The following is a 20,841-nucleotide window of genomic DNA, read 5'->3' on the forward strand; positions in this document are numbered from 1 at the left end:
TGTATAAGAAATTGATTATTTTCTAAACTGCTATTGTTCATTGTGATTGAAAAATTTGGTTCTTGTCGGTAAAAATCGATTTGCCAGTCAGCCTTAGTTTTTAATCCAGCGAATAAAGTGTAAAATAGCGTCTTTTAAGTCAGTTGTGATTTTGATGGTGTTTATCTTTTGCATTCAATACGGCTCTGCCTAGGTATCACTAAAGGAAAATTATGAAGAAAAGTATATTGGCCTTAACCCTTATGACGGTGTTTCTAGCAACAGGCTGTGAGAAACTGTCCAATTCAGCGAAAAATATTCAATCCGATTGGGTGGGGCTTGATCGCAAAATTGAAATCTATAGTTGCCATACTGGCCAGTTGCTGAAATCTTATCAGGGTAGTGTTCGCTTAAATCCGGATGATAAAGTCACGGGCGCAACGTCATTTCTAGTGGACGGCAAAAAGTTGCATACCAATTTATGTTATGTCGTGTCTGAAATTGGCTTAAAAGAAGAATTAAAATAAACCGATAAAAGCGTTTTTTGAATGCTCTGTGAATCAATTCAGCTTGCTTGAGATTGATTAAGAAAATTTGAAGCGTTAATTTGTTTAAACCTTAAATTGAGAAGTTATGAAATCTATATTATTTTCTGTGTTGACGTCAGGCCTGGTTGTTTTTTTATCAGGCTGTAGTGGGTTTAAAGACGTTAAAGCAACCAAGCAATCAACGTCTGATCTAGAGATTTATGTGTTACAAGCAGACTATAATGCGCCCGTGAGCTTCTCGAGTAATGCCATGATGGATAAGGCGAACAAGGTCTGCCCAACTGGGTATGAAATACTGACAAAACAAGCGCTGAAATCCGCGCCCTTTGCTGAGGAAGATGCCAGTTGCGCAGCGGGAAAAAATTGTCATTACTTATTAGAATGGCAGATTCAATGTGTGGAAAAACCCAAAGAAGAAGAATCGATATTTGGTAAAACCTAACGATTTAATGACGCTGGAGTTGTGTGTGCCGTTAAAGCAGTCACTTGCCGATCTGTTTTGCTTTAGGGTCGGCAAGCTATGTTCCTAAAACATTTTATTTGGTTATTGGTTCTGAGCTCAACTGCGGTTGTGTTGATGGATCAGGCTGTTAGCCAAACCCCACTACTTGAACTGTTACGGTTTCTTCCTTTTCTGATTGGTAGTGGTGCCATTTTTATCAGTATTTTTCTCAATCGTTTTCAGCCTATTTTGATACTGGCAACACTCATGTTGTTAAATCTAGCCGTGATTTATTACCGGCCAACGGGTGCTGATTTAACGACGTTGACGTTATTTCCTCTGGTTTCTTTGTTGTTCCCATTAAATTTATTGTTATGGAGCTGGTTACCAGAAAATGGCTTGCATAAAAAAGGCTATGTGGTTTTTCAATTGGGACTGCTGTTGGCAGAAGTCTTTGCGATTTATGGCATGATGGCCTATCTCCCTCTGGCATGGTGGCAATGGGTTTCAATGCCTTTTGAGGGGAATACACATCAAATTACGTTACCCGCATTAGTGACGTTTATAGTGGTCGGTGGTGTCTTATTATTTCGAGCTGCTTTGGTTCGACAGGCAAAGGTACTGGACTTAGCTTTGCTATTTGTATTGGTCGTGATGGCAATTGCGCTTGATCATGTACACCAGCCCGCAATTATTTATTGGTTATCATCTTTTGCGGCATTGATGATTCTGTTTGCATTGGTGTTTGATGCGCATCATTTGGCTTATACCGATCAATTAACAGGGTTAAGTGGTCGTCGCGCATTAATGGAAAGCTTTATGGGCTTAGGGCGGCGTTATTCTATTGCAATGATGGATATTGATCATTTTAAGTCTTTTAATGATCGTTATGGACATGAGGTTGGTGACCAGGTGTTGCGGGAGGTGGCCGACGCGTTGCGGCAAATAACGGTTGGTCGAGTGTATCGTTATGGCGGGGAAGAGTTTACCGTGGTGTTTAAAAACAAAACGCCAGAGGACGTGATTGGGGCAATCGAGGCTGTTCGGCAGAAAATTGCTGACCTGACCTTACAGGTGAAACAAAAAAAGCGCGTAACCAAAACGCAAGTAACTGTGAGTTTTGGGGTGGCGCAAAAAACGCCGGATTTGAAGCAGCCAGAAGCCGTTATGAAAGCTGCGGATGAGGCTTTGTATCAAGCTAAAAAAGCAGGGCGAAACCAAACAGTGGTCTACCATCATGCAACAAAAAAGCACCAAAAACGTTAAAAAACTAGATAATATGACCTTATTAACTTCAGAAGGAAACCTATGACGGAGCAAACGGTTTTAACGGTACAAGAGCAAAGTGACATTGAGATTCGATTTAAGCTCACTTTAGTCGATGGTACTTTGGTGGATCAAACAGAAGAAGATGAAGTCTTTGCGTTCCAAATTGGCGATGGTCAGTTATTAAACCGGCTAGATGAGTTGTTAATCGGTTTAGAAGTTGGCACGACCGCAAAATTTACCTTGATGCCGGAGCAAGCTTTTGGGTTGCCGGATCCGAGCAATTTTCAAACGCTTCCTAAAACGGAATTCCCCGAAACGATGGTACTCAAAGAAGGGTTAGTTATCGGATTCAACACGCCGTCCGGCAATGAGATACCAGCGACCATTTATGAAATACAAGATGATGTGGTGGTGATGGATTTTAACCATCCATTAGCGGGACAGGTATTAATTTTTGAAGCGACGATTGAAGCGATTCATTCCTGATGATAAGCCACTAGAGAAATCAACACGTCGTATCGCTGATGAAAGCTTTTGCTGGCCGTTAGGACGGCTTTTTCGCTAAATCTTGATGCGATTTTGAGCAATAATATCGCTCTGCGACTTGAGGATCCTTGAGAGCGTCCTCTTCTGGTAGGTGAACACCACAATAGTGACAAGCGACCATGGGTTTTGGGTCCGAGGCGGTTTGAACGGGTTTTGTGGGTTTCTTTTTGATGAGTCGGTGTACCAACAAAAAAACAATAAAGATGAGTATAAAAAATAATAGCGCGCGCATGAGGGGTTTCCATCGTTTGAATGGTGTTGTTCGTCTAGTGGAGAACTTGTGCACCAAGGTTAATCGTAATGGTTGTTTGTAAGGGGGGACTTGTCATAAAAAACAAAAAGAATGGATTCCCCCCGGTCATAAACGCACAAAAACCGCTATAATTTCCGATTGCTTTGATCAATAAGTGGTTAATGCATAAAAAGCGTTCATTTTATGTTTATTGTGAAAATTTGAAAAAGCATTTTACCATGTTTTTGTGATGCGCCGGATTCCTCAAAAATAACTAAACTAATTGCAATGGGACATGAATGTGCCCGCTTTATAGAAAGGATTGTAATGAATTTACACGAATATCAAGCCAAAGCCCTTTTTCAACATTATCAGATTCCGGTCCCAAAAGGGCAGGTGATCGATAGCCTCAATGATTTGGATGAGGCTTTAAAGGCAATTGGATCGGATGCTTGGGTCGTTAAGGCACAAATTCATGCCGGCGCACGTGGTAAAGCGGGTGGTGTTCAGTTGGTTTCCAGCGTGGAACAAGCACATGAGGTTGCCAAGACCTTGTTGGGCAGTTCGCTCGAAACGCTCCAAACGGCAGGTAAGGCTTTGCCGATTAATTGCTTGTTAATTGAAGAAACCCTCGCCATCTATCAGGAATTTTATCTCAGTTTATTAGTGGATCGGGCGACCAAAAAATATACCTTTATTATTTCCGCTGCGGGCGGGATGGATATTGAACTGGTGGCGGAGGCTTCACCTGAAAAAATCTTGACGGTATCCATTGATCCAGTGGTAGGACTCATGGCTTATCAATGTCGTGAGGTTGCTTTTGCGCTGGGTTTAACTGGAGAGGCCTTTAAGCAATTGGCGACCATTATGCAAGGTTTGTATCGATTAGCCTTGGCAAAAGATGTGGCACTTTTGGAAATTAACCCCTTGGTGCTAACCGAGCAGAACGAATTGATTGCATTGGATGCAAAAATAAATATCGATTCAAATGCCCTTTATCGTCAACCGGATTTAGTGGCGATGAGAGATATTAGCCAAGAGGATGAACGTGAAGCTAAAGCAGCGGATCACCAACTGAATTATATTGCCTTGGATGGCAATATTGGCTGTATGGTCAACGGTGCAGGTTTGGCAATGGCAACCATGGACCTGATTAAACTCAATGGCGGTGAGCCTGCCAACTTTCTCGATGTAGGTGGTGGTGCGACACCAGAGCGAGTTGCAGAAGCCTTTAAATTAATTCTATCGTCGAAAGAGGTTAAGTCCATCTTGGTCAATATCTTTGGTGGGATTGTTCGTTGTGACTTGATTGCTGAAGGCATTATTCAAGCCGTGCAGGATGTTGGCTTAACCATTCCGGTAGTGGTACGATTAGAAGGCACCAATGTTGAATTGGGTCGGCAAGCATTGGCCAATAGTGGTTTGAGTATTATCACTGCGGATGGTTTGGCGCAAGCCGCTGAAAAAGTGGTGGCGGTAGCAAGGGAGAATCAGGCATGAGTATTTTAATTGACCAGAACACAAAAGTGATTTGTCAGGGCTTGACGGGCAAACAAGGCAGTTTTCATTCTGAACAGGCAATGGCTTACGGTACTCAAATGGTAGGGGGGGTCACACCTGGTAAAGGGGGCACGGAGCACTTAGGCTTGCCCGTCTTTAATACCGTTAAACAAGCGGTTAAGGCTACAGGTGCTACAGCATCAATGATATATGTCCCCCCTGCATTTGCCGCTGATTCGATTATTGAAGCCATAGATGCAGGGATTAAAGTGATTACCTGCATTACTGAAGGCATTCCTGTGGCGGATATGTTAAAAGTCAAAGCGGTATTGTCTCATTCTGATGCTTATTTGATCGGTCCTAACTGCCCTGGTTTGATAACACCAGGTGACAAAAGGACTGGCTGTAAAATTGGTATTATGCCAGGCCATATTCACCTTGCTGGCCGGGTTGGGATTGTCTCTCGATCAGGTACTTTAACCTATGAAGCCGTTCATCAAACAACTCAAAACGGCTTAGGACAATCAACCTGTATTGGTATTGGAGGAGATCCGATTCAAGGAATGGACTTTATCGATTGTTTGCGGTTATTTGAAAAAGACCCGTTAACAGAAGGCATTATTTTAGTTGGTGAAATTGGTGGTCAGGCTGAAGAAGATGCCGCTGAATTTATTCAACAACAGGTTACTAAGCCTGTCGTCGCTTATATTGCGGGCGTGACCGCGCCAGCAGGAAAAAGAATGGGGCATGCCGGAGCCATTGTGAGTGGTGGTAAGGGCACAGCGGAAGCGAAGTTTGCTGCGTTGGAAGCTGCTGGAGTCACAGTGGTTGCCTCTCCTGCGGATATGGGATCGGCGATGTTTGAACGGTTAAATGCCCAATAATGGAGACTCTGAAGGTGAATCATTATGTCTGAGCAGCTCAATATTATTATGGCGCAAATTAACCCTGTTGTTGGTGATATAGAGGGTAATGTTGCGTTAATTGTGGAAACCGCTCAGCAGGCAAAGCAACAATATCAAGCCGATATTATCGTCTTTCCTGAAATGACGATAACGGGCTACCCGCCAGAAGATTTATTATTTCGCCACGCCTTGTATGAGCAAGTTGAAAAGGCGCTTTCTCAGTTGTGTGAACAAGTAAAAGATGTGGTGCTGGTTGTGGGTTATCCGATGATGGATGAACTAGGCGAGCGCTTTAATATGGCTGCTTGGATCGAGGATGGCATAATTCAAGCCAGTTATATCAAGCAGAATTTGCCAAATTATAGTGTATTTGATGAAAAACGCTATTTTGCTTCCGGTGCTTTACCTTGTGTTGTTGAATACAAAGGCATTAAATTTGGACTCTTGATTTGTGAAGACATTTGGAAGCTAGCACCGGCAGATCAAGCCGTTAAAGCTGGCGCTGAAGTTTTATTAAGTTTGAATGCTTCACCGTTTTCTCAAGAAAAGCACCAAGACCGTATTAAGGTAGTTAAGCGTCGTGTAGAAGAAGTGAAGTGCCCAGTCATTTATGTTAATCAAGTGGGCGGGCAAGATGAACTGCTGTTTGATGGAGGCTCTTTTGCAACCTGTGCGGAAGGTGAAGTACAGGTCCAGGGGCCTGAATTTCAAACAGGCCTGGTTCCAGTTTCGCTTTTGAAACAAGCGGGTGCGGTTGCCATTCAGCCAGGTATTCAAGATCCATTGTATGAAAATGAAGCACGGATCTACCAAGCGTTGGTGATGGGGGTCAGGGACTATGTTTACAAAAATGGGTTTAAGGGCGTTTTATTAGGGTTGTCTGGGGGGATTGATTCCGCCTTAACCTTAGCCGTGGCAGTGGATGCTTTAGGCGCGGAACAGGTCGAAGCCGTGATGATGCCATTTCGCTATACTGCTGCCATTAGTGAAGAGGACGCTGCCCAGCAAGCCCATACGATGGGGGTCAGTTATCGCTCTATACCGATTGAGCCAATTTATAAGGCTTCAGAAGACGCTCTGTCCGATGCTTTTGCCGGTTTGGATGAAGATGTGACTGAAGAAAATATGCAGGCCCGTATTCGAGGGTTATTGCTTATGTCTTTATCCAATAAAACTGGAAAATTGGTGTTGGCAACCAGTAATAAATCGGAAGTTGCGGTCGGTTACTCAACGCTTTATGGGGATATGGTAGGCGGCTTTTCTCCGCTGAAAGATGTCCCCAAAACCTGGGTGTATCGATTGGCAAGTTACCGAAACAGTTTAGGAGTGGTGATTCCAGAAAGAGTCATTGAGCGAGCCCCTTCTGCAGAATTGCGTCCGGATCAAACGGATCAAGATTCCTTGCCAGATTATGCGGTGTTGGACGTGATTATTCAGGCATTTGTTCATGAAGATAAAAGTCCAGCAGAAATTGTATCTACTTTTGGCTTTGATTTGACAGAGGTGCAGCGGGTGACGACGATGATCACTCGTAATGAATATAAACGACGTCAAGCGGCACCAGGTATTCGTATCTCTCCAAGAGCCTTTGGTCGAGATCGGCGATACCCGATTACGAGTCGATATCGTGAGTTAGCAGAAGTCTAAAGTTTAGCGTGAAGCTGGTCAAGTAACCGTAGGTAATGTCACTTTTAAATTATGGGGTCGCGGTTTTAGCCCCAGAATTCAGCTGATAGACTTTATCCGCATTTTTCGCATTCTCAACCATCCCAAGTTTTTCATAGGATTGCTTTAATAAGGCCAGTGATTCAATGTTGACCGTTGCTTTGGGAAACCTTTCCAGAACGGCTTTCGCTCTGTTTGCTGCCGCCAAATAAGCTTGGCGTTTGTAGTAATATTGCGCTACCTTGAGTTCGTTGCGTGCTAACCGGTTGTTTAAGACCATTAAACGCTTGCGTGCTTCGGGTGCAAACTGACTATTTGGAAATTCATTGAGTAGAATTAAGTAAGCATTGTAGGCTTCCTGAGTTGATTTCATATCACGGCTTGCCGCGTCAGTTATCCACTCGTCTGTCCAGCTTTTATTAATTGAATCGACCGCTAACGCACGTAGGTATAGGGCGTAAGGTATCTCTTTATGCTTTGGATAGAGTCTTAAAAAGTCTTCTAGTTCTCGAGTCGTAGACTCAGGCTCATCATAACGATAATAAACATAAGCCAAATCTAAATAAGCTTGTTCAGCATATTTGCCATAGGGATAATAGGCTTTTAACTCTTCATAGAGTCGAATAGCGAGGCCCCAGTTTTGATTTTCTTTTGCATCAGATGCATGCTCATAATAATCTTTAGCGTCCCATTCTCCCTTAGGTTTATCAACTAGTGAACAACCTTGCAAGCTAAACAACAGTATAAGAAGGAGTGGTGTAATCAGTTTTTTCATAAATGAATGCATATCAACAAGTAAATTCAGAGAAGCTGTTTGATAACCTTGACTATTCAATAGACAGTTGCTTTCGAGCTGATTAAATCCGACAGATTCTGAGCGTTAAAAATAAAAAATGTATAATACCATAGGTCAAAATGAGAAATAGATAAATGGGTTTCAGAATTCTTTGACAATCAAAATTGTTATGGGGTTTATCCCTTTGGAGTATGGATTGAGTCGCCTTGAGTTAGAAACACGAATTACCCCCGATAAAGCGGGAAAAAGATTGGATGCTGTTTTGGCAGATGCCTTTAGTGATTATTCTCGCACCCGTATTCAGGACTGGGTAAAGGCGGGCAATGTCACTTTGGATGCCAAGGTTCAAACTAAACCTAATTTTAAAGTGTTTGGTGATGAAAAGGTTATCTGTATCGCTGAGCTGGAAGATGAGGTTGATTTTGTCGCTCAAGACATTCCTTTGGATGTTGTTTATGAAGATGATGATATCTTAGTCATCAATAAACCTGCGGGGTTGGTGGTTCACCCAGGAGCGGGTAACCCCGATGGAACTTTGTTGAATGCGTTGTTATATCATTATGAGACGATTCGAGAAGTGCCCAGAGCAGGAATTGTTCACCGGCTGGATAAAGAAACGTCAGGATTGATGGTGGTTGCCAAGACCGTGCCTGCACAGACACATTTGGTGGAACAATTGCAGCGTCATGCTGTGGAGCGAGTTTATGATGCCATCGTCGTTGGTAAAATGATTTCCGGTGGAACGATTGCTAAAGCGATTGGTCGTCATCCAACGGATCGAAAACGCATGGCCGTGTTAAAGATTGGTGGTAAATCAGCGACTTCTCATTATCGAGTTCTGGAGCGATTTCGAGAGCATACACATGTGCGAGTGAAATTAGAAACCGGTCGAACCCACCAAATTCGTGTCCATATGGCCTATTTAGGGTTCCCGTTAGTTGGAGACCCCGTTTATGGCGGACGATTGCGTATTCCGCAAAAAATGATGCCGGAGTTTGTCGAGTATTTACGAGGCTTCAAACGCCAAGCTTTGCATGCAGGACAACTTTCTTTGACGCACCCCATCACTGAAAAAACAATGAAATGGAAAGTGCCTATGCCGGACGATATGCTGGCTTTAATTGATATCCTACGAGATGATGTGGAAGATTTTAAAGCATCGAGGCTTTCTGACATGGGATATGACGATTATGATTATGATGAGGATCATGGTGTTGAAGTAGAATGGGTGACAGATGCCGATATTCCATCAGAATGAATTAGGGTTTATTCAGCCTGAATGGACAACTACTGGTTCCATTAAAGCATTCACCACAACCCGGCTGGGAGGTGCGAGTCAGCCGCCTTATGACGGATTCAATCTGGCGACTCATGTCGGTGATTCGTACCCTGATGTGGCTGTAAATCGTCAGCAGTTAATCTCGAGTCTTTCTTTGCCCAGTTCCCCTTGTTGGCTAGATCAAGTGCACAGTGACCGTGTTATTCAATGCACGAAAAACACTGACTCAACTTTTCTACCCCAAGCGGATGCCAGTTGGACAGACCAACACAATAGGGTGCTAGCCGTGATGACAGCAGATTGTTTGCCATTATTAGTCAGAGATGTGTCTGGAACCGTAGTGGCGGCAATCCATGCGGGTTGGAAAGGGCTTTTGAATCAGATTATTATTAAAACAGTGTCGCAATTGCCTGTCGCCAGTGACCAGTTAGAAGTTTGGATTGGTCCAGCCATTAGCCAGCCCTATTTTGAAGTGGGTCAGGAAGTCCATCAACAATTTGTAGACGTGGATGAGCGCTATCGTTCATTCTTTGCCCAGTCATCAGCAACAGGAAAATGGTTGCTAAATCTACCAGGCCTGGCAGAATTTCAGTTAAACCAATGTGGTGTGACAAGCGTTCTTCAGAGTCAATTATGTAGTTACCATCAAGCCGAGTGGTTCTATTCCTATCGCCGAGAGGGGCAAACAGGGCGCATGGCTTCGTTAATCTGGATTGAGCAGTCTGATTAATGCCAAATGGTTCGCGTTAGCCTCGGTTAATGCTGTATTCCAATTTACTAATATTTTCGGGTAATCCTTGCACAATCAAAACATCTTCAAAGCGTAAACGCGTCCCTGGATCTGGATCATCCCCGCGAACTGATCCGCGTTTAATGGACTTAATGGTGATTTTTAAGTCGACAGCCGGTAGTTCTGAAAGACGTTTCCCAATCGCATTCGCATCTTCGTGAATATGAATGGGTTGAATGACTTCGCCCAGTTGAGCATGTTCAAAAGGAATATGATCAGATTCTCCAGGGTAAAATCCATTGAGCAGGTGATAACGACCTTCTCGTGCCATGCGAGTCTGTTTCAAAACCTGGCTGGGGGGCTTGCCCACCATTAATAGCAGGTGGGATGCTAACATGATGCTCGATTCAAAGGTGTCCGGAACTACCTCAGTCGCACCTGCCTGGGTTAGTTCATTTATATGAGTATCATCAAGCGATCTGACCAACACGGGAATATTGAGGGCGATATCATGCAAGCTGCGTAGTGTTTTAATTGATGCATGATAGTCATGAAAGGTAATCATTGCGACTTTGGCTTGTTCAATATTGGTGGCCTTAATAATACTGTGCTTGGCTGAATCTCCGAAATAGACCGGTTCACCACTTTGTTGGGCTTCTCTAACCCGTTTAATATCCATATCCAGTGCCACAAAGGGAACATGTGCTTGTTCCAAAAATTTCGCTGTTGTCTGCCCTACACGACCAAACCCAAATAGCACGACATGGTTCGACAGGTGTTTGCTATCTTCCTGAATGACATTTTCCATTTCGGAAAAATTATTTTGGTAACTTTTACTACACAGACGACTGGCAATCCGGCCATTGAATTTGATGAGTACAGGGGTAAACATCATGCTGATAACGGCTGCCGTTAACAGAATTTGACCTAATTGTTCTTCTAGCACCTTGTAAGACAGCGCTAGAGTGAGGAGTACTAACCCAAATTCCCCAACCTGTGACAGTGAGATGGCAGTTCGAAGACTGATTCCTTCCGCCTTCTTAAAAGCGCGCATGACGAAAAAAATGACCAAAGCTTTGAGGAGCATAATGCCGATTGCGATCGCAATAATCATGACAAAGTGCTGACCGATCAGTTCAGGAGAAATCATCATACCAACGGTAATAAAGAATAACCCCAGTAAGATATCTTGGAAGGGGCGAATGTCGGCTTCAATTTGGTGGCGGTATTCGGTTTCACCTAGCATCATACCGGCTAAAAAAGCGCCGAGCGTCATGGATATGCCCATTTCTTCGGTAAAGGCAGCAGCACTCAGTACCACGGTTAGCACGGTTAAGGTAAATAATTCCTGTGATTTGGAGGTTGCCACTTCATTAAAAAGTGGACGTAATAAGTAACGCCCAGCAAATAGCATAACCACAACCACGATGGCACCTTTGAAAAAGGCAAGACCCAATTCCGAAGCGAGCGAATTGCCCGTTGCGCTTCCCAGTGCGGGGATTAAAATCAATAACGGAATAGCCATAATATCTTGGAAAATCAAGATGCCAACGGTCGATCGACCATGTCGTGTTTGAATTTCAGATTGTTCAGTGAGTTGCTTTATGACGATGGCGGTGGATGAGAGTGCAAAAGCACTGGCAATAACGATGCCGGATTCAATTGAGAGTCCAAATAAGTAGGCTACCAGAAAGACCAACAAGCCAGTGACGAAAACCTGAAAGCTGCCAAAACCAAATACAATTCTACGCATGGCAATCATTTGGGTGAGTGAGAACTCAAGCCCAATGGCAAAGAGCAAAAAGACTACACCAAATTCAGCGAGAAAGCTGATGCTTTGTTCGCTTTGAATGATAGCAAAACCAAAGGGGCCGACAATAATACCAACCAAGATATAGTTTAAAATTGGTGGCAGGTGAATCCGTCTTGAGATGGATACCAGTCCAACCGTAATGAGTAGTAAGAAAACAATGTTCAGGAGTATGTGGTCAAACATGACGGTCGTCTAATTCCTATTCAAGGTGAAATCGCATTGAAAAATCAATGGCATGAAGGTGTTTTGTAATGGCGCCAGTCGAAATATAATCAACACCCGTTTGTGTCAATTCGGCTAAGTCGTTCAGCTCAACATTGCCTGATACTTCTAATTTACAGCGGTGATTGACCCATTCTACAGCTTGTTCAATCATTTCTAGTGAGAAATTGTCTAGCATAATAATATCCGCTTTGGCTTTAACGGCTTGTTCAACTTCCGCTAGACTTTCCGTTTCAACTTCTATGAGTTTATTTGGGTGATGGCTTTTGGCAAGGCTAACGGCTTGTTCGATGCCGCCAGCAGCCATAATATGATTTTCTTTGATGAGAATGGCATCGTATAGGCCAATACGATGGTTTGTGCCTCCACCACAGTGGACCGCATATTTTTGAGCCAGTCTTAATCCTGGAAGCGTCTTCCGAGTGTCTAGTAATTGAGTATAACCATTTTTTAATGCTTTCACATAGCGGTTCGTTGCAGTGGCCGTGCCGGATAGAGTTTGTAAAAAGTTTAGTGCGCTGCGTTCTGCGGTGAGAATCGATTGAGCTGACCCTTTAAGGTGACAAATGACACTGCCGGCATGCACCGCTTCCCCTTCAGACACCTGCCAATCAAGCTCAATGTTAGCGTCAACTGCGCGAATAACTCCATCAAACCATGGGCGGCCACAAATAATGGCGGGTTCATTGGTGATAACCGTTGCTGACGATTGTTGGGTTGGGGGAATTAGATCTGCGGTTAAATCGCCTGTCCCAATATCTTCTTGCAAAGCGGCTTGAATATTGACGGTTAGATCCTGGAAATAATTTATCTGTGTCATTTTTTGGTTTCTTAATAGTTAAAGTGTCATCAGTCGTTTGGTGTCACAATTGCATTTCGGCCTGAATTTTTGGCTTGATACAGCAGCTTGTCCGCTCGCTGGATGGCTTCTTTCAGGGGGGTATTTTGCATGACTTCAACGAGCCCAGCACTAAATTGGATAGGCTTATCTAGTGACTGTTGTGAATTTAAATAATCATTTAACTCATTGAGTTGGGCGTATGCAAGTTTCAAAGTGCTCGGGAATAAGACTAAAAACTCTTCACCGCCGTGTCGTGATACCATTTGCCCTTTATCGGCGGTGATTTTTGAGAGGCCTTGAGCATAGTCTCTTAAAATTTGGTCCCCCATTTCATGTCCATACTGATCATTGTAGGTTTTAAAATGGTCAATGTCTAAAATGGCTAAACACAGCTGCGGATGACGGTGTTGCGCTAAAGTGTATATTTTGGAAAAGGCTTGTCGATTATAGAGCTGTGTTAAAGAATCTCTTTCAGCTAACACCTTGAGCTGTTGCGCATATTCTTCCGCTTTTTGTTTTTCAAGTTGGTAGCGCTTGCTCATCATATTCATAATTAAAATACAGACCCAGATCGATAATACATAGGTAAACAAGTTATCTTGCAGTCTTGCGGTATCGTCAGGGTATTGATAAATCCACTGTTGGGTTATAGGCTCAATGAGAAGCAGAATCATCGGTATAATCGTTAATAGACTAAAAAAGACCATTTTTACGCGTGGTTTTTCATGGAAAAGCGTTTGAATATAGGTTATGGCGATAAAGGAAAGAATCAAGCTTGGTCCGAGAGACCCTGCATTAAAATACCAGTTAAGTGGGATAATTAACACTACCGAAATAAGAATAAAGACCATTGCCATGCTATCAAACTGATTGTAAAAACGAGAGCGATACCAAATGAATAAATGGATGGGGGTGACGATGCCGATTAGAAAGTAACTAAAATTGCGATCACCTGTTTCAAACTGCAAATTGAATAGTCCGGCTGATAGGTACAAAATGACACCGCCCAGTAGAATCCCATGATGGGTATAGTGGAAAGGGTTGTCTTTATTGCCGAGTAGCCAGTGAAACATGAGCAGGAGGTTGCCTCTTAGGTACGAATCAGTGATGAAATAACCAAAATAATAGAAACTTTCGTTATTATAGAAGATTCATAAAAATGATTTTGAGATGAATTGGTTAAACCCTTTTGTTTTTAACGAAAGTGCGCCCTCATTGAATCATTTTGGCTAATTAAATTGTTCTGAAATTAAAAAGTAGAGTTGATGAATTCATTCCAACCGCAACTATTTACTGTCGATCTTAACCATCATCTTTTTCAAGGGGTTCGGTATGTACCGAGTCCCAATCAGGATGAGCGCCCTAATGAACAGGACTTATCTCTCATTGTGATTCATGGCATTAGTTTGCCCCCCGGTCAATTTGGTGGCAAAGGGGTAGAGCAACTTTTTACCAATCAACTCGATGAAACGGAAGATTTTTATTATGCTGAGATCGCGCACTTAAAAGTATCGTCTCATCTTTATATTCAGCGATCGGGTGCATTGACGCAATTTGTGCCTTTTAATCAACGGGCTTGGCATGCCGGCGTGTCCTGTTTTGAAGGACGAGAAAGATGTAATGACTTTTCAATTGGCATCGAATTGGAAGGAACCGATACGACCCCTTATACTGCCAGCCAATATCAAACATTAAAGCAAGTCATTGAGGGATTGTTAAACGCTTATCCGAGTTTATCAAAGCGGCCGATTGTTGGGCATTGTGATATCGCGCCTCAACGTAAGACCGATCCAGGGCCTTACTTTGTATGGCAGGCTATTGATTCGACTTTTCAAAAAACGTAAAGCGATAACGAAACAGCGAGGGACGGGGTTCTCTTTAAGCAATCCAGCCTACCTTTTTTGAGGAGGATTTTCCTTGGTTGGGTTTAGGTGTGAACTTTAAACAGGGTTGGCCCGAGCTCTCTAAAACCACAGCACTCGGCATCTGCTTGGTTTTAAAACCAAATGCTTTACATCCTCTTGGCTGTCTTTCATCCCAAGTGATGAAAAAATATCGGCACTTGAAGCAGTCAATGGGTTGAGGGGAATTAGTTTTACTCATTAGGCTCGATAAAATTTTTTATGGATTAAATATAATTAAATCATGATATGATTCGCACAAAATCAATACAGATTGCAACTGGAGATTACCAGCGGTTTTTCGTATACTTTGTAACCGAGTTTATTTTACAAGAAAACATCACATACTATAAAGGGTAAAGCATGAGTCAAGTTGGATTATTCTACGGCACTGACACGGGCAACACTGAACGCGTAGCAGATATGATTAAAGATAAGATCGGCAGTGATCTGGTTGATGTTTATGATATTGCCACCGCAAGCCCAGATGATTTTGCAAAGTATGACAAGATCATTTTAGGTCAACCGACTTGGTATTATGGCGAGTTACAGAGTAGTTGGGATGACTTTTGGGATGAGTTTAAAGAAATCGATTTTACTGGAAAAACCTTCGCCTGTTTTGGGTTAGGGGATCAAGCTGATTACGCCGAGTATTTCCTAGATGCAATGGGCATGATGCATGATATTGCATTGGAAAATGGTGGGATTCCAGCGGGTTATTGGCCAACGGATGGCTTTGAATTTGATGAATCTAAAGCCATTACCGAAGATAGCGAATTTTTTGTTGGGCTTGCTATTGATGAAGACCAACAGCCTGAAATGACCGCCGAGCGTGTTGATACTTGGGTTGATCAGATCAAAGAAGAAATGGAATTATAAGAACTTTAGAGTATATAAATCCAAACAAACACTCTTAAAACCACCCAGGCCTGGGTGGTTTTTTTATTGCTGGCTATCCTTGATTGATGCTTGATTGATGTTTTTGGCAAAACTGCTGAAAGGAATGAGCAATATCATAATTTTCGATATGAGGCCGACTGTTAGATTGCCATAGCCGCAAAATATTTTGATCGGTTAAGACATTATATAAAGTCTGCTGCCAGACGTTTTGCTCATTCGCTTTTAAAATACAGCCCGTTTCGTTGTGTTTGATTAGGCTCTGAGGGCCACCAATATCTGATACTATGCAGCCCAGTCCGCTGGCCTGTGCTTCCATAATGACTTGTCCTAAAGTATCCGTTATCGACGGAAACACAAAAATATCGGATGATGCATAGAGCTTTGATAAAGCTTGACCTTGTATCGGTCCTAGAAAATGCACATGGTGATCTTGAGACTGATTTGCGAGTTTTCGAAATCTTCCCTCACCAACTAAAATCAAATCTGCTTCCAGCATAGGGTGAGCTTGCATTAGTGCTTGCCAGGTTTTGAGTAAGAAGGGGATGTTTTTTTCAACATTTATACGCCCGACATATAACACCTTAAGACGTTTTTCAGACAAATTAAATTGGTTCCAAATGGCATTGGATTGATGTTTTGGGTTGAAACGCTCTAAGTTAGTTCCTGGTCGCAGGGTTGAAATTTGATTTGTTTTCAGTTGAATGTCAGTTTCCATGATGGGTAAGTAGGCATCAGAACGCGAAAAAACATGCTCAAATGGTCTGTAAAATTTCGCCATTATTTTGTCGGTTTGTTTTTTTAACCAGTTCGAATGGGTGAGATCCAGTATATAGGCTGGGAAGTCGGTATGATAAGTGCCAACCACTGGGATTTTAAGTTTCTCTGCCTCTTTCTTGGCTATCCATCCCAAGGGGCCAGGGGTTGAAATGTGCACTTTATCAGGTTGATGCTGCAGTAAAAGTTGGGTAATCGCCTTGCGGCTGGGCCAGACGATATCCAATTCTTGATAAAAGGGCATCGCCACTCTAAATCTCAGTGGTAAGTTATGAATATAAGACTTATCGGGAATGGGTTTTTGGGTGGCAGTGATGATTTGTAAATCAAAATGCTCTGACGCCTGACTGTTATAATGAGCCTGTTCGCCCATATCTTGAATAAATCTAGAAACACCATTTAAATCGCCGAGCGTATCAGTAAATAAGCAAACTTTCATGATCGTTATCATCCATCGATTATTGTTGAAAAGATACAGGGCGAATGATGGGTTGCCTATGGAGACTTTTTGACGGAAAAAAGACCAGGCCTGGTCATTCATTAATCCTGTTTAAAATATGTTGGGTCAATTACGGCAAGGTGACTTAAAAATTGTTTGGTTGCACCTTGCCAAGTATAGGTTGGAATGGATTCAGCAATCTTTTTGGGGTGTGTTTTCAGTTCAAGCGCTTGCTGAATGGCGATGGCTAAATCTTCATTTAAATAGCCATTCACACCCGGGGTAACGATATCTTTGGGTCCCGTCACCGGAAAGGCTGCGACGGGGGTGCCACATGCAATGGCCTCTAAATTTACAACGCCAAAAGTATCTGTTAGCGATGGAAAAACAAATACATCTGCACTAGCGTAATAACTTGCCAACTCTGCACCTGACTTGGGTCCAACAAAATCAACATCGGGATAAGCTTTTTCTAGCGTTGCCAGATCTGGTCCTCTTCCAACCACCACTTTTTGTCCAACGAGGTTTAAGTCCAAAAAACTGAGGAGATTTTTTTCCGGCGCAATGCGACCCACATATAAGTAGATGGGTGTTTTATAGCCTAAGTCCGTTCTTGCTTGCGGATTGAAAATATTGGTGTCTACACCTCGGCTCATCAAAACCATTTTTGGAAATCCTTGCGATTTTAATTCATTCAGCACACTGGGTGCAGGCACCAGTGTCCGTTCCGAATGACCGTGAAATCGTCGCAAAATGGCATAAATCCAACTCTTAGGAATGGGAAAACGCGCATGAATGTATTCTGGATATTTAGTGTGGTAAGCCGAGGTAAAAGGCAAATGGTGTTTTATTGCAACGCGCCTTGCTTTCCAGCCTAAAGCGCCTTCAGTCGCAATATGAATGGCATGGGGTTGAAATTGTAATATTCGTTTTTCTAATCCCTTGCTTCGCCATACGAAAGGGATTTCAGGATAGGTCGGTAGAGGCAGGTGCTGATAATTATTCGGCTCAATCACATCCACTTCAATTTGTTGGCTTTGTAAGTGATTAACCAATTGTGACAGGGTCGTGACAACCCCATTGACCTGTGGTTTCCAAGCATCGGTCACCAAGGTAATCCGTTGAATGGGTAGCTGACGGTCCTGCATTTGAGCTTCCTTAAATTCGAATTTGTAACTTCAACCTTAAATGTTATTTATGAAAATAATATGAATGTCTTATTAATATTCTTTTTAGAATCAGTCATTTAATTGTCAATAAAGCGTCATTTAGTCGGCGTTTCTGATCGCTAAACTGGGTCAAATTTTTGATAAATGACTGGATGATCCGGATGAAAGACACCCCTTTAGCCTTGATGCCTGACTGGATGGAAAACATTGAAGCAGATGACTTGATTGTTGCCGAGAACAACCACCAATTTAGTGATTACCGCAGTATTTTTATATCCGATGTGCATCTGGGTTCAAAAGGGGCTAAGGCTGACTTTCTCTCCGAATTCTTGAAATATAACCGATGTGAAAAATTGTATTTAGTAGGCGATATTATTGATGGATGGCGTTTACGAAAACGTATCTTTTGGCCGCAAGCCCATACCAATGTGATTCGACGTATTCTGACAAAAGCGAAGCGTGGCACAGATGTCATCTTTGTTACCGGCAATCATGATGATTTTCTTAGGCGCTATTCTGGCGTGGATTTTGGCAATATTAAACTCACGGACGAAGCGGTTCATACCTGCACCAACGGTGAAAAATTATTAGTGGTCCACGGCGATAAGTATGACGGTGTGATTCAAACTCAAAAATGGTTGGCAGTGCTGGGCGATTGGGGATATGAGTCACTGGTAGTGGCCAACCGATACTTCAATCGCATTCGTCATAAGTTCGGGATGGGCTACTGGTCATTATCTGCTTATATCAAACAAAAGGTCAAATCAGCAGTTTCGTTTATTTCAGCTTATGAAGAGGCCGTGGTGGGTGATTGTCATAAAAAAGGCTACAAAGGGGTGGTCTGTGGTCATATTCACCATCCTGAGATTCGCGAAATTAACGGCATAGATTATTTTAATTGTGGTGACTGGGTAGAGTCTTGTACCGCCATTGTTGAAACACAATCGGGAGAAATGAAGTTGCTGCGTTGGGTGGAAATCAATCATGACAATCAATAAACGATTTTTGTTTTGAAGCAAGCCGTTGAGGTGGGGAGAATAGAGTGAAAATCAGTGTTTTTGGTACAGGATATGTTGGCTTAGTCACTGGCGCCTGCCTATCAGAGGTTGGTCATGACGTAATTTGTGTTGATCATAATTCCGATATTATTGCGCAATTGACACAGGGAAAAATTCCGATTTGGGAACCTGGGTTAGAGTCTATCGTGCAGCGAAATCATCAAGTTGGGAATTTAACTTTTACCACTGATGCTCGACAAGCCGTTGAGCAAACCGATGTGATTTTTATTGCAGTTGGTACGCCCCCGGGTGAAGATGGTTCTGCCGACTTACAGCAGGTATTGGCGGTATCAAAAGAAATAGCACTGGCAATGAATGGTCCTAAACTGTTAATTAACAAGTCGACGGTTCCGGTTGGTACAGCCCCAAAAGTGCAAGAGACGGTGACGGCTCATCTGGAGATGTCTTACTCGTTCAGCGTGGTTTCAAATCCAGAGTTTTTGAAAGAAGGATCGGCGGTGACTGATTTTATGAAACCGGATCGGATTATTGTCGGGGTTGATAATGACGCTGCGAGAGAAACACTAAAGCAGCTTTATGCGCCCTTTAATCGTAATCATGATCGAATGGTGTTTATGGATGTTCCTTCGGCGGAATTGACAAAGTATGCCGCTAATACGTTACTGGCAACCAAAATATCGTTTATGAATGAGCTGGCAAACCTAGCTGAAGATTTAGGTGCAGATATTGAATCGGTTCGTCAAGGCATTGGTTCTGACCCTAGAATTGGTTACCACTTTATTTATCCCGGCTGTGGTTATGGCGGTTCTTGTTTTCCAAAAGATGTTAAGGCTTTAATTCATATCGGCCAATCTCAAGGCCATGCCATGGATATTTTAAACTCGGTTGAAGCGGTCAATAAACAACAGAAGGATCGATTATTCAATAAGTTAGCGAGGCACTATGGTAGCGAATCCAATTTAAAAGGCCTTAAATTCGCCGTTTGGGGGCTTACTTTTAAGCCTAATACCGATGACCTGCGAGAAGCGCCCAGTTTGAATTTAATACAGGACTTACTGAGGGTTGGTGCTCGAGTTCAAGTTTTTGATCCAGTTGCAATGGATGAAGCTAAGCAGTTATTTAACGGGATTAACGGTATTGATTTTTGTCAAGATAAGTACGCTGCGTTGAATGATGCGGATGCTTTAATCTTGGTTACGGAGTGGCGGAGTTTTCAAGCTCCAGACTTTGTTGAAATGGAAGAGCGGTTGACAAAAAAAACGTTGTTTGATGGACGTAATCAGTATGATCCTCATTGGATGAAAGAACAGGGCTGGCATTATGAAGGCATCGGTCGTGGAGTTATTGGAAAATGAAACCAGGGCATCGTGGATTTGTCAGAATTTTTAAAGCTGCTGGCTACTCATGGAAGGGGATAAAAGCCTGTTATCAAAATGAGTCCGCATTTCGTCAAGAACTGGGGTTGTTACTAGTTCTCAGTCCATTAGCGATGTGGTTGTCCAATAATGCGGTGGAGTTTATTTTACTAATTGGTTCGGTCGTGATGCTATTGGTGGTCGAGTTGCTCAATACTGCCATAGAAATGGTAGTGGATAGACAAGGCGAGGAGTGGCACGAACTATCTGGATTGGCGAAGGATCTGGGATCGGCAGCGGTGTTTGTGATGTTGGGATTATGTGTGTTGGTGTGGGGGGCTTTAATTATTTCCTATTTAGATTTAAGCCCATTTTGAACTACGTGTATTTGATTTGAAGCGTAAAAATCAACCAGGCCTGGGGGATTTTTATATAAAATTTAATCTGAAAGCGGCAAAATTGTTACGTGTTTTTCTAAGCAGTTGTTTTTATTTGATTCTGATTAAGAAATCGTTAT

21 protein-coding genes are annotated in these 20,841 nt (G+C 42.7%); 14 read left to right on the forward strand and 7 right to left on the reverse strand.

What is annotated here, in order from left to right; genetic code table 11:
* Positions 1 to 212 precede the first annotated feature (212 nt).
* The 4 genes from CYQ88_RS06445 (at position 213) to CYQ88_RS06460 (ending at position 2,724) form a co-directional block, all read left to right on the forward strand.
* Complete coding sequence (locus CYQ88_RS06445) at positions 213 to 506, forward strand: hypothetical protein (RefSeq protein ID WP_101840536.1); 294 nt, start codon at positions 213 to 215, stop codon at positions 504 to 506.
* Between the two features lie 106 nt (positions 507 to 612).
* Complete coding sequence (locus tag CYQ88_RS06450) at positions 613 to 969, forward strand: hypothetical protein (protein WP_101840537.1); 357 nt, start codon at positions 613 to 615, stop codon at positions 967 to 969.
* Positions 970 to 1,047: 78 nt separating this feature from the next.
* Positions 1,048 to 2,235, forward strand: a complete 1,188-nt coding sequence (locus tag CYQ88_RS06455) for a GGDEF domain-containing protein (protein WP_101840538.1) — start codon at positions 1,048 to 1,050, stop codon at positions 2,233 to 2,235.
* Between the two features lie 42 nt (positions 2,236 to 2,277).
* On the forward strand, positions 2,278 to 2,724 hold the full coding sequence (locus CYQ88_RS06460; protein ID WP_101840539.1) for a peptidylprolyl isomerase: 447 nt from the start codon (positions 2,278 to 2,280) through the stop codon (positions 2,722 to 2,724).
* A gap of 58 nt (positions 2,725 to 2,782) precedes the next feature.
* Here the strand turns inward: CYQ88_RS06460 and CYQ88_RS06465 are convergent, their stop codons facing one another.
* A complete protein-coding gene (locus CYQ88_RS06465) occupies positions 2,783 to 3,016 on the reverse strand; it encodes a PP0621 family protein (RefSeq protein ID WP_101840540.1) in 234 nt (77 codons plus the stop codon).
* 327 nt (positions 3,017 to 3,343) lie between these two features.
* Between CYQ88_RS06465 and sucC the strand changes: the two genes are divergently transcribed.
* From sucC to CYQ88_RS06480, 3 genes are read left to right on the forward strand one after another with little or no spacing between them, the layout of a single operon-like run.
* Positions 3,344 to 4,516, forward strand: coding sequence for an ADP-forming succinate--CoA ligase subunit beta (gene sucC, locus CYQ88_RS06470; protein ID WP_101840541.1), 1,173 nt, complete (start codon positions 3,344 to 3,346; stop codon positions 4,514 to 4,516).
* Entirely contained in the window at positions 4,513 to 5,400 is an 888-nt protein-coding gene (sucD, locus tag CYQ88_RS06475) for a succinate--CoA ligase subunit alpha (protein ID WP_101840542.1), read from the forward strand. The genes sucC and sucD overlap by 4 nt, the downstream gene beginning before the upstream one ends.
* Before the next feature lie 24 nt (positions 5,401 to 5,424).
* Positions 5,425 to 7,068 carry an NAD+ synthase gene (locus CYQ88_RS06480; protein WP_101840543.1) on the forward strand — a complete coding sequence of 548 codons (1,644 nt, stop codon included), beginning with the start codon at positions 5,425 to 5,427 and terminating at the stop codon, positions 7,066 to 7,068.
* A gap of 49 nt (positions 7,069 to 7,117) precedes the next feature.
* Here CYQ88_RS06480 and CYQ88_RS06485 read toward each other — a convergent pair whose 3' ends face one another.
* Positions 7,118 to 7,861: an outer membrane protein assembly factor BamD gene (locus CYQ88_RS06485; protein ID WP_101840604.1), complete on the reverse strand. Its 744-nt coding sequence runs from the start codon at positions 7,859 to 7,861 to the stop codon at positions 7,118 to 7,120.
* A gap of 190 nt (positions 7,862 to 8,051) precedes the next feature.
* Here CYQ88_RS06485 and rluD point away from each other — a divergent pair, with 190 nt between their 5' ends.
* Both rluD and pgeF read left to right on the forward strand, forming a co-directional pair.
* Positions 8,052 to 9,140: a 23S rRNA pseudouridine(1911/1915/1917) synthase RluD gene (rluD, locus tag CYQ88_RS06490; protein WP_101840544.1), complete on the forward strand. Its 1,089-nt coding sequence runs from the start codon at positions 8,052 to 8,054 to the stop codon at positions 9,138 to 9,140.
* On the forward strand, positions 9,118 to 9,891 hold the full coding sequence (gene pgeF / locus CYQ88_RS06495; protein WP_101840545.1) for a peptidoglycan editing factor PgeF: 774 nt from the start codon (positions 9,118 to 9,120) through the stop codon (positions 9,889 to 9,891). Before rluD ends, pgeF begins: the two co-directional genes overlap by 23 nt.
* Before the next feature lie 16 nt (positions 9,892 to 9,907).
* On the opposite strand, the gene CYQ88_RS06500 is transcribed toward pgeF, so the two are convergent.
* Genes CYQ88_RS06500 through CYQ88_RS06510 form a run of 3 tightly spaced genes read right to left on the reverse strand, consistent with a single transcriptional unit; the run spans position 9,908 to position 13,840 of the window.
* Positions 9,908 to 11,887 (reverse strand): monovalent cation:proton antiporter-2 (CPA2) family protein, encoded by a 1,980-nt coding sequence (locus tag CYQ88_RS06500; protein WP_101840546.1) that lies wholly within the window; start codon positions 11,885 to 11,887, stop codon positions 9,908 to 9,910.
* A 16-nt stretch (positions 11,888 to 11,903) separates the two neighbouring features.
* Complete coding sequence (nadC, locus tag CYQ88_RS06505; RefSeq protein ID WP_101840547.1) at positions 11,904 to 12,746, reverse strand: carboxylating nicotinate-nucleotide diphosphorylase; 843 nt, start codon at positions 12,744 to 12,746, stop codon at positions 11,904 to 11,906.
* A gap of 29 nt (positions 12,747 to 12,775) precedes the next feature.
* Positions 12,776 to 13,840 (reverse strand): GGDEF domain-containing protein, encoded by a 1,065-nt coding sequence (locus CYQ88_RS06510; protein ID WP_101840548.1) that lies wholly within the window; start codon positions 13,838 to 13,840, stop codon positions 12,776 to 12,778.
* A 192-nt stretch (positions 13,841 to 14,032) separates the two neighbouring features.
* On the opposite strand from CYQ88_RS06510, the gene ampD reads away from it, so the two are divergent.
* Together ampD and fldA are read left to right on the forward strand one after the other, a co-directional pair.
* A complete protein-coding gene (gene ampD / locus CYQ88_RS06515; protein WP_101840549.1) occupies positions 14,033 to 14,611 on the forward strand; it encodes a 1,6-anhydro-N-acetylmuramyl-L-alanine amidase AmpD in 579 nt (192 codons plus the stop codon).
* Positions 14,612 to 15,031: 420 nt separating this feature from the next.
* Positions 15,032 to 15,547, forward strand: a complete 516-nt coding sequence (gene fldA / locus CYQ88_RS06525; RefSeq protein ID WP_101840551.1) for a flavodoxin FldA — start codon at positions 15,032 to 15,034, stop codon at positions 15,545 to 15,547.
* A gap of 73 nt (positions 15,548 to 15,620) precedes the next feature.
* On the opposite strand, the gene CYQ88_RS06530 is transcribed toward fldA, so the two are convergent.
* The gene (locus CYQ88_RS06530) at positions 15,621 to 16,781 is read right to left on the reverse strand and encodes a glycosyltransferase family 1 protein (RefSeq protein WP_101840552.1); all 1,161 of its coding nucleotides are present in this window, start codon (positions 16,779 to 16,781) and stop codon (positions 15,621 to 15,623) included.
* A gap of 101 nt (positions 16,782 to 16,882) precedes the next feature.
* Positions 16,883 to 17,929, reverse strand: a complete 1,047-nt coding sequence (locus tag CYQ88_RS06535) for a glycosyltransferase family 1 protein (RefSeq protein WP_101840553.1) — start codon at positions 17,927 to 17,929, stop codon at positions 16,883 to 16,885.
* A 182-nt stretch (positions 17,930 to 18,111) separates the two neighbouring features.
* Between CYQ88_RS06535 and CYQ88_RS06540 the strand changes: the two genes are divergently transcribed.
* The 3 genes from CYQ88_RS06540 to CYQ88_RS06550 are packed head-to-tail and all read left to right on the forward strand — an operon-like array spanning position 18,112 to position 20,701.
* Positions 18,112 to 18,948, forward strand: a complete 837-nt coding sequence (locus CYQ88_RS06540; protein ID WP_101840554.1) for a UDP-2,3-diacylglucosamine diphosphatase — start codon at positions 18,112 to 18,114, stop codon at positions 18,946 to 18,948.
* A gap of 44 nt (positions 18,949 to 18,992) precedes the next feature.
* A complete protein-coding gene (locus CYQ88_RS06545; protein ID WP_101840555.1) occupies positions 18,993 to 20,324 on the forward strand; it encodes a UDP-glucose/GDP-mannose dehydrogenase family protein in 1,332 nt (443 codons plus the stop codon).
* Positions 20,321 to 20,701, forward strand: a complete 381-nt coding sequence (locus tag CYQ88_RS06550; protein WP_101840556.1) for a diacylglycerol kinase — start codon at positions 20,321 to 20,323, stop codon at positions 20,699 to 20,701. Before CYQ88_RS06545 ends, CYQ88_RS06550 begins: the two co-directional genes overlap by 4 nt.
* Positions 20,702 to 20,841 lie beyond the last annotated feature (140 nt).

The organism is Hydrogenovibrio sp. SC-1 (assembly GCF_002848135.1).
In the GTDB taxonomy this organism is placed as follows: Bacteria; Pseudomonadota; Gammaproteobacteria; order Thiomicrospirales; family Thiomicrospiraceae; genus Hydrogenovibrio.